Below are 16,805 nucleotides of genomic sequence, written 5' to 3' on the forward strand. Positions count from 1 at the left end.
CACAAAATCTTGCATAAAAACGGTTCGCCCGTTTCCACCTGTCACGGTGGAAAACGGGCGAAGGGTCGCATGTTACTCGGCTGCGGCAGTAGCTGCGGGTGCCGCAACTTCACGCTTGCGCTCGGCAATACGGGCGGACTTGCCGCGACGGCCACGCAGGTAATACAGCTTCGCGCGACGGACCACACCGCGACGGACAACGGTGATGTCCGCAATGGTGGGGGAATACAGCGGGAACACACGTTCCACGCCTTCACCGTTGGAAATCTTGCGCACGGTGAAGTTGCTGTTCAGGCCCTTGTTGGAGCGGGCGATCACAACGCCTTCGTAGTTCTGCACGCGCTTGCGGGTGCCTTCGACCACTTCCACGCCAACGCGCACGGTGTCACCCGGTGCAAATTCCGGCACGGCGCGGATGGCGGTCAGGCGGGCGATCTCTTCCGCCTCGTACTTCTGGATGATGTTCATGATCCGGTCCTCGTTCGATAGGATTTCATGTTCAGTTCAGCCGGTCCGCGTCGGCACGGGTGCCTGCGGTCCGGGAAATGTCTTGACCTGCATCCGCCCGGTAGGCGGCCCACAGGTCCGGCCGACGCGCCTGCGTCACCGTCTCGGATGCCGCGCGCCGCCATTTGGCGATTGCGGCATGATGACCGGACAGCAGGACTTCAGGCACGTCACGCCCGTCCCATTGTGCCGGCTTGGTATAAAGCGGATATTCAAGCAGACCGTCGGAAAAGCTTTCCTCGACCGCACTTTCGCCCGATCCCATTACGCCCGGCAGCAGCCGCACGCAGGCATCCAGCAGCACCGTCGCCGCCACTTCCCCGCCCGACAGGATATAATCCCCTATCGAGACCTGTTCAGCACCCGAGGCTTCGAGCACGCGCTCATCCACCCCTTCGTACCGCCCACACAGCACCACGACACCCGGACCCGCCGCATACCGGCGGATATCCGCCTGCATCAGCCGCCGTCCGCGCGGCGTGGGATAGACCAGCGGTCGTCCCGCCAGGTCAATATCGGCAATGGCGCTCGCTACGACATCGGGACGCATGACCATGCCTGCCCCGCCGCCAAACGGCGTATCATCCACCACACGGTGCCGCCCCAGCCCGTATTCACGCATGTCGCGCGCATCCACTGACCAGATGCCGCGTTCCAGCGCACGCCCGGCCAGCGAATGCCCCAGCGTGCCGGGAAACATGTCGGGAAACAGCGTCAACACCGTTGCCTGCCACGTCATGGTGCGTCCCTCTGCCCCGCCGTGCCGGGAAAGCATTCGACGGGGACCTCGATCTCATCGGGCTGGCAGATGGCAATCCATCCCGCGCCGACATTCACCACCGGCACGCAGGCTTCGGTGAATGGCAGCAGGATGTTGCCACCCGCGCCGTCAATTTCAAGGCTGGTGCCTGCACCATAGTCATGGACTGCCGCCACACGCCCAATCACACGCTCCGTGCCGTGTTCGCGCGCTTCCAGCCCGACCAGATCGGCGAAATAGAATTCGTCCGCATCGGGTTCGGGCAGGCTGCCGCGGGGCACGTACAGCTTGCGGTTGACCATCTGCTGAGCGGCCTCACGGCTGTCAATCGCATTGCCTGCCGCGTCATGCAGCCGGGCCACACCATTGCCATGCCATGACAGCCGCCATGGACGACCAAGGTCATCGACCAGTCCGGCATAGGTGGCCAGGTCTTCCGCCACGGCGGTGTAGCTGTGCACGTGCACAAGCCCCCGCACGCCATGCGGACGACCCACCACACCCATCAGGACATGATCGCGGTTCATGGGATGACTGCCTGCCTTTCCTGCCTGTCTATCGCGTCAGCAGACTTACGCTGCCGCGGCTTCAGCTGCGGCAGCGGCACGTTCCTGCGCACGCTTCTTGGGTGCGGACTTCTTCGGCTGCTCGTTCCAGGTCGGCTTCGGCGCCAGGCCGGCGTTGCCAAGGAAACGGGCTACGCGGTCGGTCGGCAGCGCGCCGTTGGACAGCCAGTGAGTGATGCGTTCGGCAACCAGACGCACGCGGTCGGCGTGGTCGGACGGCAGCATCGGGTTATAGGAACCAACGCGCTCGATGAAGCGGCCATCACGCGGGGAGCGGCTGTCAGCCACGACGATGTGGTAGTAAGGACGCTTCTTCGCACCAGCGCGGGCGAGACGGATCTTGAGGCTCATTTAAGACTTCTCCAGACAGAAAAAAGACAAAAGAGAAAACGGAAACGACGTTATGGGATCAGCCGAAAGGCGGACGCCCGCCGCCACCGGGGGGGCGCCCCCCATTGGGCATGAGGGCGGACAGGCCCTGACGCATCAGGCCCTTCACCCCCAATTTGCTGAACCGTTTCATCATGGAGGCCATCGCGTCGTACTGCTTGAGCAGACGGTTGATCTCCTGCACGGTCGTGCCGGACCCCGCGGCGATGCGCTTCTTGCGCGACGCCTTGATGATGGAGGGCGTGCGCCGCTCCTTGCGGGTCATGGATGAAATGATAGCCTGATGGCGCTTGAGGACGGAGGTATCAAGCTCCTTGTCCCCCAGCGCATCCTTCAGCTTGCCCATGCCGGGCAGCATGCCAAGGATGCCGGAAATGGAACCCATCTTGTTGATCTGGCGGATCTGCGCCGCGTAATCATCAAGATCGAACTTGCCCTGCATCATCTTGAGGGCAAGCTTCTCGCTTTCCTCATGATCCAGGGTATCGGCGGCCTTTTCCACAAGCCCTGCGATATCGCCCAGGCCAAGGATACGACCCGCGACACGCTCGGGGTGGAATTCCTCCAGCGCGTCCAGCTTTTCGCCCGAGCCGGTCAGCTTGATCGGCGCACCTGTAATGGCACGCATGGACAGGGCGGCGCCGCCACGGGCGTCACCATCCATACGGGTCATGACGACGCCGGTCACACCTACGGCCTCGTTGAACGCCTTGGCGGTATTGACCGCGTCCTGCCCGGTCATGGCATCGACCACCAGCAGGGTTTCCGCCGGATCGGTTTCGGCCCGGATGGCCCGGACCTCCTCCATCAGCGCCTCGTCGATCGACAGGCGGCCGGCGGTATCGAGGATGACGATGTCATACCCCTCACGCCGTCCCGTATCCATCGCACGCTGCGCGATCTGGACCGGGGTCTGCCCAGCGATGATCGGAAGGGACGCGACACCCGCGCGTTCAGCCAGCTGCGCCAGCTGCAGCTGTGCGGCCGGGCGCTGGGTATCAAGGCTGGCAAGCAGCACCTTCTTGCGCTCACGCTGCGCCAGGCGGCGCGCGATCTTGCCCGATGTGGTGGTCTTGCCCGACCCCTGCAGGCCGACCATCAGGATCGGCACGGGCGGGGCCGCGTTCAGATTGAGGGGAACCGCGCCCGCGCCACCCAGCGCGTCGATCAGCGCGTCATTGACGATCTTGGCGACGGCCTGACCGGGCGAGATGCTGTCCAGCACCTCATGCCCTACGGCGCGTTCACGGACCTTGTTGACGAAATCCTTGACGACAGGCAGCGCCACGTCGGCGTCCAGCATGGCCAGACGCACTTCGCGCATGGCTTCCGTAACATCGGCTTCCGACAATGCCCCGCGCTTGGCGAGACCATCGAACACACCGGAAAGCTTGCCTGACAGCGTCTCGAACAACGTATTTCCCCAAAAGAGGACGCGCCACTGCGCGAACCCTCGCGAAGTGACGTGCCTGATTGTTGGCCGGATTTATCCCCTGCCCCCTGCAATGTCAAGCATTACGGGGCCGTACACAAAAAAACGGCTGCCCGACCATGCCGGGCAGCCGCCTTGACCTTCAGCCTGCAACAGGGCAGGCGGACGATCTTACTTCTTCGCATCTTCCGGTGCCGGGGGCGCCGTCAGCGCGCGCAGCTGCTCGTGCAGGCTGGCGACCTTGTCCTGCGTTTCACGGATCTGGTTCAGCTGGTCCGTGGTCAGGATGTCATGGATGCGGATGGCGGTCTGCAGGCGGGCTGCTTCATGCTGCTGGTGCATCGCGGTGATCTGCTGCTGCAGGCCAACGATCTGGGATTCGTCAACCTTGCCCGGCGTGGCCAGCAGGTCCTGGATCTGCTTGTGGAGCTGGTGCTCCTTGTCCATGTCCGCACGGAAATCGGGATGGCTGTCCTGCAGGATGGCCTTCAGCTTCTTGTGCTGCGCGGATGTCAGCTGCACGTTACCAAGGAACGGCATGCCAAACCCGCCAGGGCCACCGGGACCACCCATCATGCCACAGCCGCCCGGCGGCGGAGCCTGATGGTGCGCAGCAACCGCCTGCCCGGAGAAACCTGCAGCCATACCGCCAACGATCGTGGCGGCCAGAATCATTTTCTTCATCATGGGAACCAAGTCTACTCCTGTTATAACCTGTTTTCTACCCTGCATGCCGCAGGCTGGTCATGCAAGGCCTGTAAACGTAACGCTACAACACCCCGGATGTTCAATGTGGGCAAACCTTGCTACAAAATGTAAGGCATGCCGACCTAACCGAAACGGCCCGTGATATAGTCCTGCGTACGGTTTTCACGCGGCGCGGTGAACATGCGGTCGGCGCTGTCCACCTCCACCACCTCCCCCATATAGAAAAAGGCCACCTGATCAGCGCAGCGCGCGGCCTGCTGCAGGTTGTGGGTCACGATGGCGATGGTGAAATCCGCCTTCAGTTCATCCAGCAGTTCCTCGATCCGGGCGGTGGATACGGGATCAAGCGCGCTGGTCGGTTCATCCAGCAGCACCACTTCGGGCCGGGTGGCGATGGTACGTGCAATGCACAGCCGCTGCTGCTGCCCACCCGACAGTGCCGACGCCGAATCGTGCAGCCTGTCGCGCACTTCCGACCACAGGGCGACGCGCTTGAGCACATCCTCCACCCGGGCTTCAATCGCGGCGCGGTCAAGGCGTTCATGCAGGCGCACGCCAAAGGCGATGTTGTCATAGATCGACATGGGGAACGGCGTGGGCTTCTGGAACACCATGCCCACGCGTGCGCGCAGCACGTTCAGGTTCACCCTGGGACCAAGGATGTTGCAGCCATCGAAAATGACCTCCCCTGTCGCGCGCTGCCCGGGATAGAGGTCATACATGCGGTTGAGCACGCGCAGCAGCGTGGACTTGCCACACCCTGACGGGCCGATCATGCCCGTCACCTGCCCCTGCGGGAAATCGATGGAGATATTCTTCAGTGCGTGATTCGCACCGTAATAGAAATCAAGGTTCCGCACCGAAATCGCGGCTGGCACCGGCTGTTTTTCCGCCACTGTCATGTTCATTTCCTGTTACGTCCCAGCCCCAGCCGCACGGTTATGTTGATCATAAGGATCCCTGCCGTAATCAGCAGCGCGCCGGTCCACGCCAGCGCGGTCCAGTCCTCGTACGCCGCACCGGCGTACTGGTAGATGGTGACCGGCAGGCTGGCCATGGGGGCCGCGGGGGAAACCGACCAGTTCATGTTGCCAAGCGAAGTGAACAGCAGGGGCGCCGTCTCGCCCGACACACGGGCCAGGGCAAGCAGGATACCCGTCGCCACTCCGTCACGCGCGGCCCGCAGGCAGACAAACAGGATGACCCGCCAGCGTGGCGCGCCCAGCGCGATCGCGGCTTCGCGCATGGACAGCGGCACAAGACGCAGCATGTCTTCCGTAGTCCGCACCACGACCGGCACCACCAGCATGGACAGCGCCAGCGCCCCAGCCATGCCGGAGAAATGCCCCGTCGGCACCACAACGATCATGTAGATGAACAGCCCCACCAGAATGGACGGCGCGGACAGCAGCAGGTCGGATATGAACCGGACCAGATTGATGAACCGCCCGTCGGTGGCAGTGAATTCCGCAAGATAAATGCCCACCAGCAGTCCCACCGGCGCACCGATCAGCACGGCCAGTCCGGTCTGGATCAGGCTGCCCATTATGGCGTTGGCAAGACCGCCCCCCTGCCCCGGCGGCAGGGTGACATGCACGAAGGTGATCCAGCGCAGTCCCCCCACCCCGTTGCGCACCAGCACGAACAGGATGGAAAACAGCATAAGCAGCACAAGGACCGTGGCAGCCCAGCACAGGCCCGTCGCCACCCGGTCCACCATGCGCCTGCGCATGTCGGACAGGCTGTTGCCCTGCCACCGCCCTGATGTGCATGGCGTGGCGGACATGGCCACTGCCTGCGTCACGTTTTGCCTGTCCGCCATTTATCGACCCGCCGACCGGGTGCGCAGCAGCAGCCGCGAACAGACCAGCGTTCCAAGTGAAATCAGCATAAGCAGGAAACCCGCAGCCATGAGGGATGAAAATTTCAGGCTTCCCATAGCACTTTCGGGAAATTCCAGCGCAATCAGCGATGCGATGGTGTTACCGGGGGAAAACAGCGACCAGCCGATATGGTTGGCATTGCCGATAACAAATGTGATCGCCATCGTCTCCCCCAGTGCGCGGCCCAGCCCCAGCATGATCCCGCCCACTACGGATGTGCGCGACCACGGCAGGATGATGCGGCGCACCACCTCCCACCGCGTCATGCCCAGCCCATAGGCGCTTTCCTTCAGCACTGCGGGCATGGACAGGAACACGTCGCGCATGACGGCTGAAATGAATGGCGTGATCATGACCGCAAGGATCATGCCCCCCGTCAGGAAGCCGGTGCCATAGGGCGCGCCACGGAACAGCGGGCCGATGCCTGGCATGCGTCCCAGCGTGTGACTGGCGAAGGGTTCCACGTAATGCGCCATGAACGGCACCAGTACCGCAAAGCCCCACATGCCGAAGATGATGGACGGCACCGCTGCCAGAAGCTGGATGAGTGTGCCGATGACCCCTGCAATGCGTGCCGAAGCGATTTCAGTCAGCCAGACCGCGATGCCAAAGGCCAGCGGCACCGCCAGCGCTATGGCCAGCAGGGCCGTGACCAGCGTGCCGAACACGGGAGCGGCGGCGCCAAAATGCTGGGTGACGGGGTTCCAGGCCCTGTCGATGATAAAGGCGGGGCCAAATGCCGCAAACGCACCGCGCGCGCCCCACGCCATGACGGCTACCATGCCCCCAAGCCCCAGCAGGATCAGGGCGGCGGCGCAACGCACGATGGCGGCGAATACGGCATCACCGTTTCCCCTTGCCACCCCCATCAGGGCTGAAGGGGATGTTGCAGACCGATCCATACAGAAGACCTCCGCGCCGCCACACGCTTCACTGTTCTCAACATTCGCGCCCGCGGACGCACCGGAATGCGGGGACCAATACTGGACGGAACGGCGGTTCTGCAACCGTCATGATCGCCTGTGGCCCAAGTTTGCACCAGATCGTTGTATTTTTGTGCAATTCCGACCGTCCGGACCGCTTATTTGCGCACGCTCAGCAGCAGGTCACGCAACACGCCGCGCACGGCCTCGACCGACATGCGCTCCAGCACCAGCGCGTTGGGCTGCACGTCGGGCGGCCCCATGCGCCGCGCCACGGTCATGCCACGGGTAAATTCTCCCCGACGTTCCACATCGACATGTGCCAGATGGCCACTGAACAGACCGGGGCCGAGCAACGCCAGCAGCGGAACCACGGGCCGCAGCGTGATATCCACGCCACTGCCCCGCGCGCCCCCATTACGCGCCGCCACCAGTTCGGCATGCACCCGCCCCGCGACGGAGGCAGGCTTACGTCCCATCGGTTCAAGCTGTTCCATCCACACCGCGTCCGCCTTCAGGCGCGCCGTGCAGTCCAGCGGCACAAGGGTCACCGGCACGCCCGCCGCCAGCACCAAAGCTGCGGCTTCCGGGTCGGCCGCGATATTATGTTCGGCAACACCCGTGGCGTCCCCATGAACGTAAAACGCGCCGCCGTTCACAATCACCCCATGCATGTGCGTAGCAATATCGGGGGCCTGCACCAGCGCAAGCGCAAGCGTGGTCAGCGGGCCGGAACAGCATATGCTCACGCTGTCCGCCGGGCACGCACGTACCGCCTGCACCAGATTCAGCGCGCCCAGACCATCCTGCCCTGCAGGCACGTCATGACCCGTGCCCCCGGTCAGCGACCCCGGACATCCCGCATGCACACCCACATCATCCAGCCCGTACTGGTGCAGCAGGTCGCGTGCATGGGTCAGCGCCACAGCAACCTCGGCAGGCTGGCCGCTGAACAGCACCAGCACCGGGCGCACATGGTCGGGCACCTGCAGGGCCGCCAGCAGGGTCGCCATACCCTGCGCGCCGGGTGTCAGGTCAAGAATGATGGGGCGAGTCATGGGCATCCGTCCTGCATTGGGTTGCGCGGTTATCGGTGGTGGTGGCGTGTTACAACAGTTCAGTCAACATCCACATGCCTGGGCTGCCAGTACAATGCCCGCGCCAGCAGCCTGTCCACGCCCCACCATAACAGCACGGTCATGGCCGCCAGCACCGCGAGTGCGGCGAACATAAGGTCCGTCTGGAAACGGGTATTGGCCGTCTGCATGAGGAATCCGAGGCCGGAGGACGCGCCCACCCATTCCCCCACAACCGCCCCGATCGGGGCGATGGCCGTGGCCATGCGCACGCCCGACGCAAAGGATGGCATGGCAGCGGGCAGGCGTACATGCACCAGCACCCGCCAGCGCGTGGCCCCCATCGTGCGGGCAAGGTCCATCCAGCCCGGTTCGGTCTGGCGCAGGCCATCGCCCAGTGCCGACGTGACAGGAAAGAAAATGACCAGTACCGCCATGACAACCTTGGACGCCATGCCGAATCCGAACCACAGCACCAGCAGGGGAGCCAGCGCGAACACCGGCACCGCCTGACTGAGCAGCACCATCGGCATGACCCACCGCCGCAGCGGCGCCCAGACCGCCATGCCGATGGCAAGCGCGCTGCCCGCCCCGATCCCCAGCGCAAGGCCCAGCAGCGTTTCCTCCAGCGTGGTCAGGGCGGCTGGCGCCAGCTGCGCGCGCTGCGTCCAGACCGCCCGCGCCACCGCGTCAGGGCCGGGCAGCATATAGGGCGGCACATGCCCCCAGCGCGCCAGTGCGGCCCACACGGCCACCAGGCCGGCCAGCGTGACAAGCGGGCGCAGCAGCCGCATGGCCGACGAACCTGTCATGACGGTCATTGCAGCATCCGCCGCAGAAGCATGGACTGCGCTGCCAGAACGCCCGGGTCATCCACCGCGCGCGGCACGGCGCCCGCCGGGACATCCATGGCGTCCAGCCGTGCGGGATGGCCGGACATGAGCAGCATACGGTCCGCCAGCCGGCAGGCTTCCAGCGGGTCATGGGTAATCAGCACCACGGTCCGGCCTGCCAGCATCCGCCCGGCCAGATCCTGCATGCGTGCCCGGGTCACACTGTCCAGCGCGGAAAAGGGTTCATCCATCAGCACAACGGGACGGTCTTCATACAGCACGCGCGCCAGCGCCACACGCTGCCGCATGCCACCCGACAGCGTGGCCGGAAGGTCCGCCACATGCGACGACAGACCCACGCAGTCCAGCAGATGCCCCGCCCTGCCCCGGTCCACCCGGTCACCGCGCAGGCGCGCGCCCAGCATGACATTGTCCATGACAGTGGCCCAGGGCAGCAGCAGGTCCTGCTGTCCCATCCACGCGACCCGCCCGGCAAGCGACTGCCCGTCTGCCGCCGCGACACGCCCGTAATCAGGTGCAACCAGCCCACCCAGCATGCGCAGTAGCGATGTCTTGCCAACGCCACTGGCACCCAGCAGCACGGTCATGATCCCGGCCCCGATGCACAGGTCCAGATTACGGAAAAGCGGTGCGGCCCCAAAATCCAGCCCCACCCCTTCCAGCTGGATGGCAGGGGGCGCAGGCATCATTTTCCACGCTTGGGATAGGGAATGCCAAGCGCGTCACGCGCGGCGGTGGCCATCTGGTCCACGCGTTCATTGTTTACGTCGCCGGAATGGCCACGGACCCATTTCCACTCGATTTCATGCTTCGCGCTGACATCCAGCAGCCGCCGCCACAGATCCATGTTCGCCACCGGGTCGCCCGATGCATTGCGCCATTTGCGCCGCACCCAGCCCGTGCTCCACCGTGTAATGCCATTGCGCACATATTCGCTGTCGGTATGCAGCACGACACGACAGGGACGCTTCAGCGCCTCCAGCGCCTCGGCGGCGGCGGTCAGCTCCATGCGGTTATTGGTGGTTTCCGCCTCGCCCCCCGACAGTTCACGCTCCTGCCCGCGACAGCACAGCAATGCCCCCCAGCCACCGGGGCCGGGATTGGGCTTGCACCCGCCATCTGTCCAGATTTCCACAAGATCAGTGGTGGGGGCCACGTTTTCGACAGGGGCCACGTCCTCGTTCATCACAGGAAACCTTCATCCATGCGGGACGCGAAGAATTCCATACGCGCCAGATAGTCCAGCGGGTCCTTGCGCGTCACCAGCGCATCCGCGGGCGTATTGATCCAGTCATACAGACGGGTGAGCGCGAAACGGATGGCGGCACCCGTGGCAAGGGTGGCAAGGGCCGCCTCCTCCGCATCCTCCAGCGGGCGGACATGGCGATAGGCTTCCACCATGGCGCGCGCACGGGTTGGCACGAAACGGCCAGCGTCATCAAAGCACCACGCATTGATGGTAATGGCCAGATCGTACGCATACCAGTCGGTACAGGCGAAATAGAAATCGATGATGCCCGACAGCTTTCCATCACGGAAAAAGACATTGTCGGGGAAAAGATCGGCATGGATCTGCCCGCGCGGCAGGGACGGGTTGTTGCCCGTGCCGGGCCATGCGGGCAGCACGCGCGCCAGCGTATCCGCGATCGCACGCATCAGCCCGGGCCGGACTTCGTCCCCCCGTGCCCGGCAGGCCCGCAGCAGATCCGTCCATGCCTGCGGTCCCATGGAATTGGGGCGTTCGGCCACGTAGCCTTCACCCAGCAGGTGCAGCCGCGCCATGGCCGCACCCACCTGTGCGCACATGTCCACATCGACCTCCCGCGCTCCACGGCCGGGCAGGAAGGTGGTGATGGCGGCGGGACGGCCGGACAGCGTGCGCAGCGTGCGCCCCTGCCGGTCAGCCACCGGCAGGGGGCACGACAGCCCGTGCTGCGCCAGATACTGCATGAGCCCAAGGAACCATGGCAGTTCATCGGGGTTCACCCGACGCTCGTATAACGTCAGGATGAAGGTGGCCTGTGTGGTCTTCAGCAGGAAGTTGCTGTTTTCCACACCTTCCGCAATGCCGTGGCAGGCGACGGGCCTGCCGATGTCATAGCCTTCCAGAAACGCAGCCAGCGCATCTTCCGGCACTTCGGTATAGACTGCCATGTGGGAATACGGTTCAGCCCAGTGGCGCCGGCAGGCGGAAGGCCACGTTTTCTTCCTTGACGGTGATTTCCTCGATCTCAAGCGTGAAACGCTTGGCCAGGGCCGCCACCATTTCCTGCACCAGCGATTCCGGCGCGGATGCACCGGCCGTGATCCCCAGTGTCGCAACCCCGTCCAGCGCCGACCAGTCCAGCGCGTTCAGGCGCGGCACCAGCAGCGCGCGCGGTGCGCCCGAACGCTCGGCCACTTCGCGAAGGCGCTGCGAGTTGGACGAATTGGGCGAACCGATCACGATCACCAGGTCACAGCCCGGGGCGATCGCCTTGACCGCTTCCTGCCGGTTGGTGGTGGCGTAGCAGATGTCCTCACGCCGCGGCCCTTCGATCAGGGGAAAGCGGTCGCGCAGGATGTCCACGATTTCCGCAGTGTCATCAACCGAAAGGGTGGTCTGGGTAATGAAGGCCAGACGCGAGGGATCGGCCGGCTGGACGGTCCGGGCTTCCTCGGCGTCATTGATCAGGGTGACGGCGCCGGGCGGCAGCTGGCCCATCGTGCCAACCACTTCGGGGTGGCCCGCATGGCCGATCATCAGGATATGGCGGCTTTCGGGACCGCCATCGGCAAAGTGCCGTTCGGCTTCACGATGAACCTTGGACACCAGCGGGCACGTCGCATCCAGATACAGCAGGTTGCGGCGCATGGCCTCGGCCGGCACGGTCTTGGGCACGCCGTGGGCGGAAAACACCACCTGTCCATCGGCGGGAACTTCGTCCAGTTCCTCGACAAAGATCGCGCCCTGGGCTTCCAGCGCCTCGACCACGGTACGGTTATGGACGATCTCGTGGCGGACATAGACCGGCGCGCCATAGCGGCGGATGGCTTCTTCCACCACGCGGATGGCGCGATCGACGCCGGCGCAGAAACCGCGCGGGCCTGCCAGCAGTACTTTCAGGACACGGGGCGGTGCCTCGGTGGGGGCAGTATTATCGGGCGTATGAATCATCTGGTCGGGCATGGTGTTCCCCAAACATCCGGCGGGCGGTATAGGATACGGGCCGCGATCTGCTACAGTTCCGGCGCCGGTCTCCCGTGCGATGGTCCCGGCCCTACGCAAACCGCGGCAATGGCGCAAGCCATTTTCCCGTTGATCCTAACGTACTGTGCCATGTCTGTCCTCCCCCGTCGCCCTGCCGGCATTGCGCTGCACCCCGGCCGTCCCCCGCGGGGCGGGCCTCCGTCCACACCTGACCTACCCGGAATACCCGCATGATTCCTGCCCTTGTGCCATCACGCCTGTCACGAAATGCCCTGACAATCTGCATGCTGGGGGTCGTGTCCCTGCTGGCCGGCTGTTCCAGCGAATCCGATTCGATCGATTTCGCCCCGGCCTGTCCCGTGGTGGAAATCCCCGGCGAGGCCGCCGATTACTACCAGTACTCCGGCAACGACCATGACGTGACCCACCTTGTCGCACGCGCCAGCCTGACCCGCGTGGTCGGATCGTGCGAGGCGGGACAGAAGCGTACCGTCATGACCAACATGAAAATCGGGCTGCATGTGGAACGCGGCCCGGCGTCGAACGTGAATTTCGTCAACATCCCGTATTTTGTTGCCGTGGTGTTCAATGGCGAGATCAAGAGCAAAAAGGAATTCGTCGCCCATGTATCGTTTGATGACGGGCGCATGCAGGACCTGACCCATACGCGCAACATTCCCATAACCCTGCCGGTGTCGCGCCATATTCACAGCGACCAGTATCATATCGAAATCGGCTTCCAGCTGACCAAGGCGCAGCTTGACTTCAACCGCGCGCATCTTGTCATGCCGACCTTCCACAAGATGTAAGGGGCCGCCTTGGCCAACCATTCCCAGCCATCCGAACTGACATGGCGCGGCATCGTGATCGGTGCGCTGATCACCATCGTTTTTACCGCGTCCAATGTCTATCTGGGGCTGCGGGTCGGGCTGACCGTCGCGACCTCCATCCCCGCCGCCGTCATTTCCATGGCGGTGCTGCGGCTTCTGGGCGGGGGCACGATCCTTGAAAACAATCTGGTCCAGACGCAGGCTTCCGCCGCCGGCACGCTGTCCTGCGTGTTCGCCAGCCTGCCTGCCCTGATCATGGCCGGGGTATGGCAGCATTTTCCCTTTATGCTGACGGCACTGCTGACGGCGGCGGGCGGCATGACCGGGGTACTGTTCACCATCCCGCTGCGCCGCGTCATGCTGGTGGACCCGGTCCTGCCCTTTCCCGAAGGAGTAGCGGCAGCCGAGATCCTGCGCGCCGGTGCGGCACGCGAGGACCGGGGCGGCATCCGCGCCCTGATGCACGGCAGCGTGCTGGCAGCGATCCTGACATTCGCCACCGCCGGCCTGCGCGTGCTGGGTGATGGCATGACGGCGACCGCCGTATGGGGTGTCTCGGCCTTCCGGCTGTCGCTGGGGTTTTCACCGGCACTGCTGGGGGCGGGCTACCTGGTCGGGCTGGAAGGGGGCATCGCGATGCTGATGGGGGCGATGCTGACATGGGACATCATCGTGCCCGTCATGGCGCATGTACAGCCCAACCCTGCGGGCCTGCCCGCCAGCACGTTCGCCACTGGCCTGTGGAAGGACAAGGCACGCTTCATCGGCGTGGGGCTGATCGGGATCGCCGCGATATGGACGGTACTGCGCATGGGCCGCCCGCTTCTGGCCAGCGTGCGCGCCCTGCTGGAACGCACGCAGGGTGCCCCCTGCGCCAGCCGCACCGAAACCGACCTGTCGCCACACACCATGCGCACCGTTGCCGGTATCGTGCTGGTGGTGATCGGAGGGCTGTTTTTCATATTCGCCCGTACTTATGTGGCCACCCTGCCAGCACTGGCGGCAACCCTTGCGGGGCTTGCGTGCTGCGTGGGTGTCGGACTGTTCGTGGCGGCGGCGTGCGGGTACATGGCAGGGCTGGTGGGATCTTCATCATCCCCCATTTCCGGCGTCATCATCCTTGCCGCGATGTGTCTGTCCTGCGTATTCGTGCTGCTGCGCGCGCTGGGGCTGTTCGCAGGCATGGAAGGGCAGCATTTCGCAATTGGCTTCTGCCTGTATGCCCTGACCGCCATCACCGCATCGGCCGCAATCGCCAACGATAACCTGCAGGACCTGAAAACCGGCAGAATGGTGGGGGCGACGCCATGGAAGCAGGAAGCCGTCCTGCTGGTCGGCTGCATTACCGGCGCGATCATCATACCGCCGGTGCTGAACGTGCTGTACCAGACCTATGGTTTCGTGGGCGCGATGCCACGCGCGGGCATGGATGCAGGCCACGCACTGGCTGCCCCGCAACCCGCCCTGCTGCTGCTGATTACATCCGGCATTTTCCTGCACCAGCTTGACTGGAACATGCTGCTGCTGGGCGTGGGGACGGGCTGCGTGCTGATCGGGATTGACGCAGCCCTTCGCCGTAAGGGACGGGGCGCGCTGCCCCCGCTGGCGGTAGGCGTTGGCATCTACCTGCCCATGAGCGTTTCCGTCACCCTGGCCATTGGTGCGATCCTGGGTCATGTCATCACCCGCCTGAACGCGGGTACGGGCAGCCATCAGGGCACCATGATCGCATCGGGCCTGATTGTAGGGGAAAGCCTGACGGGGGTGGTGCTGGCCAGCCTGTCCGCGCTGAGCGGGCGCGACAGCCCGCTTTCGCTGCTGCCCCCCGGCCTGTATACAACAGTCACCAGCCTGACGGGACTTGGTGCGTTCTGCGGACTGTGCGCGTGGTTCTGCATGAGGCAACGGCGACAGGACCATCGGTAAGCACGTCAGATAATCCCGCATGGGCATGGACGCAGGCCAGGTTTCCATGGCACCCTGCCCCGCATGTTGCGCCATTTTGACAGCCTTGATTTCCCACGCCCCACACGCGACGCGCTCGGGCTGCGTTTTGGCCAGGTCTCGACCCTGCTGGACCAGGGCAACGTGGCGGACGCCGCCCGCCTGTTTGATACGATCCGTCGCGATTATGAAAGCTGGTCCGCGCTGGTCGACCTGCGCTTCGCACAGGACACCACCAGCCCCGAAGCCCGTGCCGACCGTGATTATGCCGACGCCCTGACGCCACATGTCACCGCGCATGAAGTCGCGCTGAAGCGCAGGCTGCTGGAATATCCCGACCCCGCGGCGGTGGCCCACGTGGTCACCCCCCATACGCTGGAACTGTGGCGGACCGACATTACCACCTTCGACCCCCGCATTGCCGATGCGCTGGAGGAGGAAGCCCGGCTGAGCGGCGAATACACCGCCCTTCTGGCCAGTGCGCGCGTGGAAATTGACGGCACCCATGTCAACCTGTCCGGCCTTGCCCCCTATGCCGAAAGCACGGACCGCGCCATGCGCCGCGAAGCGGAACGGGCCAGGTGGGCGTTTTTTGAACGGAACGCCACGCGGCTCGATACCCTGTTTGACCAGATGGTCCACCTGCGCCACGGCATGGCTGAAACGTTGGGATATGACAGCTACATTCCGCTGGCGTACCGCCGCATGCGCCGGGTGGATTACGGACCTGCGGATGTCGCGCGCTTTCGCGATGATGTGCATGAACATGTCGTACCACTGGTCCATGACATCCTGCGCCAGCGGTGCGAAACCATGGGATGGGACGTCCTGTATTCATGGGACGAACCGCTGATCGACCCGAAGGGCAATCCCCGCCCGGCAGGCGACCATGATGTGCTGCTGACCCGCGCGCAGACCATGTTCAACCGCATGGGCGGTGACCTGGGGCCGTTTTTCGGACAGATGCGCGATGGTGGCTATCTGGACCTGATCAACCGGCCGGGCAAGGCCGGGGGCGGGTTCTGCACGTCCTTCCCCACGGTGGGCATGCCGTTCATATTCGCCAATTTCAACGGCACGCAGCACGACATCAACGTGTTTACCCATGAAATGGGCCATGCCTACCAGAACTGGAAAAGCCGCAGCCTGCCCGCCGTTGACCTGCTGTGGCCGACCATGGACGGGGCCGAAATCAATTCCATGGCGCTGGAATTCCTGACATGGCCGCATATCGACCTGATGGTGGAGGCAGGACAGGGCGATCGCTTCCGGCGGATGCACCTGATTTCCTCCCTGTCGTTCCTGCCTTATGGGGTATGTGTCGATCACTTCCAGACCGAGATCTATGCCAGCCCGGACATGACGCCAGCACAACGTCACGCCACATGGAAGCGGCTGGAACAGCACTACCTGCCATGGCGCAACTATGGCGGGCTGTCGCACCCGGCCATGGGGGGACGGTGGCAGGCGCAGGGGCATATCTACCGCTCGCCTTTCTATTACATTGATTACGCGCTGGCGCTGTGCTGCGCGATGCAGTTCTGGATCCGCAGCCGCACGGACATGGATGGCGCGTTGCAGGCCTATGTCGCGCTATGCGCGCAGGGTGGGGCGCAACCCTTTACCCGGCTGGTCCGTTCAGCAGGACTGAAGTCACCCTTCCAGCCGGGCACGCTGGCCGATGCAGTCCGCACGGCGCGTGATATCCTGAACGCCTGACGCACCCCATACCGTCTGACATC

Annotated in this window: 18 protein-coding genes; 3 read left to right on the plus strand and 15 right to left on the minus strand. The window is 64.3% G+C overall.

The features are described 5' to 3' along the window. Window positions 1-72 precede the first annotated feature (72 nt). The 15 genes from rplS to ispH form a co-directional block, all read right to left on the minus strand. A complete protein-coding gene (rplS, locus tag MSKU9_RS06790) occupies window positions 73-468 on the minus strand; it encodes a 50S ribosomal protein L19 (protein WP_048855707.1) in 396 nt (131 codons plus the stop codon). Between the two features lie 31 nt (window positions 469-499). Then, complete coding sequence (gene trmD / locus MSKU9_RS06795) at window positions 500-1,246, minus strand: tRNA (guanosine(37)-N1)-methyltransferase TrmD (protein WP_141260556.1); 747 nt, start codon at window positions 1,244-1,246, stop codon at window positions 500-502. Then, on the minus strand, window positions 1,243-1,794 hold the full coding sequence (gene rimM / locus MSKU9_RS06800) for a ribosome maturation factor RimM (protein ID WP_141260557.1): 552 nt from the start codon (window positions 1,792-1,794) through the stop codon (window positions 1,243-1,245). The genes trmD and rimM overlap by 4 nt, the downstream gene beginning before the upstream one ends. Before the next feature lie 45 nt (window positions 1,795-1,839). Beyond that, complete coding sequence (gene rpsP, locus MSKU9_RS06805; RefSeq protein ID WP_010506467.1) at window positions 1,840-2,184, minus strand: 30S ribosomal protein S16; 345 nt, start codon at window positions 2,182-2,184, stop codon at window positions 1,840-1,842. 58 nt (window positions 2,185-2,242) lie between these two features. Next, on the minus strand, window positions 2,243-3,637 hold the full coding sequence (ffh, locus tag MSKU9_RS06810) for a signal recognition particle protein (protein WP_141260558.1): 1,395 nt from the start codon (window positions 3,635-3,637) through the stop codon (window positions 2,243-2,245). A 189-nt stretch (window positions 3,638-3,826) separates the two neighbouring features. Beyond that, window positions 3,827-4,342 (minus strand): Spy/CpxP family protein refolding chaperone, encoded by a 516-nt coding sequence (locus MSKU9_RS06815; RefSeq protein WP_141260559.1) that lies wholly within the window; start codon window positions 4,340-4,342, stop codon window positions 3,827-3,829. 143 nt (window positions 4,343-4,485) lie between these two features. After that, window positions 4,486-5,271: a phosphate ABC transporter ATP-binding protein PstB gene (pstB, locus tag MSKU9_RS06820; RefSeq protein ID WP_141260560.1), complete on the minus strand. Its 786-nt coding sequence runs from the start codon at window positions 5,269-5,271 to the stop codon at window positions 4,486-4,488. Then, window positions 5,268-6,185 (minus strand): phosphate ABC transporter permease PstA, encoded by a 918-nt coding sequence (gene pstA, locus MSKU9_RS06825; protein ID WP_141260561.1) that lies wholly within the window; start codon window positions 6,183-6,185, stop codon window positions 5,268-5,270. Before pstA ends, pstB begins: the two co-directional genes overlap by 4 nt. Next, window positions 6,186-7,148 (minus strand): phosphate ABC transporter permease subunit PstC, encoded by a 963-nt coding sequence (gene pstC, locus MSKU9_RS06830; protein WP_141260562.1) that lies wholly within the window; start codon window positions 7,146-7,148, stop codon window positions 6,186-6,188. It lies immediately after the preceding gene. 179 nt (window positions 7,149-7,327) lie between these two features. Then, window positions 7,328-8,227 (minus strand): nucleoside hydrolase, encoded by a 900-nt coding sequence (locus MSKU9_RS06835; RefSeq protein ID WP_141260563.1) that lies wholly within the window; start codon window positions 8,225-8,227, stop codon window positions 7,328-7,330. A gap of 59 nt (window positions 8,228-8,286) precedes the next feature. Further along, window positions 8,287-9,066, minus strand: coding sequence for an ABC transporter permease (locus tag MSKU9_RS06840; RefSeq protein WP_370685913.1), 780 nt, complete (start codon window positions 9,064-9,066; stop codon window positions 8,287-8,289). Then, window positions 9,063-9,788 (minus strand): ABC transporter ATP-binding protein, encoded by a 726-nt coding sequence (locus MSKU9_RS06845; RefSeq protein ID WP_141260564.1) that lies wholly within the window; start codon window positions 9,786-9,788, stop codon window positions 9,063-9,065. The genes MSKU9_RS06840 and MSKU9_RS06845 overlap by 4 nt, the downstream gene beginning before the upstream one ends. Then, window positions 9,785-10,285, minus strand: a complete 501-nt coding sequence (gene rnhA / locus MSKU9_RS06850) for a ribonuclease HI (protein WP_141260565.1) — start codon at window positions 10,283-10,285, stop codon at window positions 9,785-9,787. Before rnhA ends, MSKU9_RS06845 begins: the two co-directional genes overlap by 4 nt. Continuing rightward, window positions 10,285-11,253, minus strand: coding sequence for a homoserine kinase (locus MSKU9_RS06855; RefSeq protein ID WP_141260566.1), 969 nt, complete (start codon window positions 11,251-11,253; stop codon window positions 10,285-10,287). The genes rnhA and MSKU9_RS06855 overlap by 1 nt, the downstream gene beginning before the upstream one ends. Window positions 11,254-11,266: 13 nt before the next feature. Continuing rightward, complete coding sequence (gene ispH / locus MSKU9_RS06860) at window positions 11,267-12,256, minus strand: 4-hydroxy-3-methylbut-2-enyl diphosphate reductase (protein WP_227000882.1); 990 nt, start codon at window positions 12,254-12,256, stop codon at window positions 11,267-11,269. A 263-nt stretch (window positions 12,257-12,519) separates the two neighbouring features. Here ispH and MSKU9_RS06865 point away from each other — a divergent pair, with 263 nt between their 5' ends. The 3 genes from MSKU9_RS06865 (at window position 12,520) to MSKU9_RS06875 (ending at window position 16,782) form a co-directional block, all read left to right on the plus strand. Next, window positions 12,520-13,098, plus strand: coding sequence for a hypothetical protein (locus tag MSKU9_RS06865; protein WP_141260568.1), 579 nt, complete (start codon window positions 12,520-12,522; stop codon window positions 13,096-13,098). A 9-nt stretch (window positions 13,099-13,107) separates the two neighbouring features. Then, window positions 13,108-15,045, plus strand: coding sequence for an OPT family oligopeptide transporter (locus tag MSKU9_RS06870; RefSeq protein ID WP_141260569.1), 1,938 nt, complete (start codon window positions 13,108-13,110; stop codon window positions 15,043-15,045). A gap of 63 nt (window positions 15,046-15,108) precedes the next feature. Continuing rightward, window positions 15,109-16,782, plus strand: a complete 1,674-nt coding sequence (locus MSKU9_RS06875; protein WP_141260570.1) for a M3 family oligoendopeptidase — start codon at window positions 15,109-15,111, stop codon at window positions 16,780-16,782. Window positions 16,783-16,805: the final 23 nt, after the last annotated feature.

This window comes from Komagataeibacter diospyri (genome assembly GCF_006538165.1).
GTDB classification, from domain to species: Bacteria; Pseudomonadota; Alphaproteobacteria; order Acetobacterales; family Acetobacteraceae; genus Komagataeibacter; species Komagataeibacter diospyri.

Coding starts and splice junctions, on each gene's coding strand:
- rplS (WP_048855707.1), bottom strand. CDS start 468: ATGAACATCATCCAGAAGTACGAGGCGGAAGAGATCGCCCGCCTGACC.
- MSKU9_RS06840 (WP_370685913.1), bottom strand. CDS start 9,066: ATGACCGTCATGACAGGTTCGTCGGCCATGCGGCTGCTGCGCCCGCTT.
- trmD (WP_141260556.1), bottom strand. CDS start 1,246: ATGACGTGGCAGGCAACGGTGTTGACGCTGTTTCCCGACATGTTTCCC.
- pstA (WP_141260561.1), bottom strand. CDS start 6,185: ATGGCGGACAGGCAAAACGTGACGCAGGCAGTGGCCATGTCCGCCACG.
- ispH (WP_227000882.1), bottom strand. CDS start 12,256: ATGATTCATACGCCCGATAATACTGCCCCCACCGAGGCACCGCCCCGT.
- MSKU9_RS06865 (WP_141260568.1), top strand. CDS start 12,520: ATGATTCCTGCCCTTGTGCCATCACGCCTGTCACGAAATGCCCTGACA.
- rpsP (WP_010506467.1), bottom strand. CDS start 2,184: ATGAGCCTCAAGATCCGTCTCGCCCGCGCTGGTGCGAAGAAGCGTCCT.
- pstC (WP_141260562.1), bottom strand. CDS start 7,148: ATGGATCGGTCTGCAACATCCCCTTCAGCCCTGATGGGGGTGGCAAGG.
- MSKU9_RS06855 (WP_141260566.1), bottom strand. CDS start 11,253: ATGGCAGTCTATACCGAAGTGCCGGAAGATGCGCTGGCTGCGTTTCTG.
- MSKU9_RS06835 (WP_141260563.1), bottom strand. CDS start 8,227: ATGACTCGCCCCATCATTCTTGACCTGACACCCGGCGCGCAGGGTATG.
- rimM (WP_141260557.1), bottom strand. CDS start 1,794: ATGAACCGCGATCATGTCCTGATGGGTGTGGTGGGTCGTCCGCATGGC.
- MSKU9_RS06875 (WP_141260570.1), top strand. CDS start 15,109: ATGTTGCGCCATTTTGACAGCCTTGATTTCCCACGCCCCACACGCGAC.
- MSKU9_RS06845 (WP_141260564.1), bottom strand. CDS start 9,788: ATGATGCCTGCGCCCCCTGCCATCCAGCTGGAAGGGGTGGGGCTGGAT.
- pstB (WP_141260560.1), bottom strand. CDS start 5,271: ATGAACATGACAGTGGCGGAAAAACAGCCGGTGCCAGCCGCGATTTCG.
- MSKU9_RS06815 (WP_141260559.1), bottom strand. CDS start 4,342: ATGATGAAGAAAATGATTCTGGCCGCCACGATCGTTGGCGGTATGGCT.
- rnhA (WP_141260565.1), bottom strand. CDS start 10,285: ATGAACGAGGACGTGGCCCCTGTCGAAAACGTGGCCCCCACCACTGAT.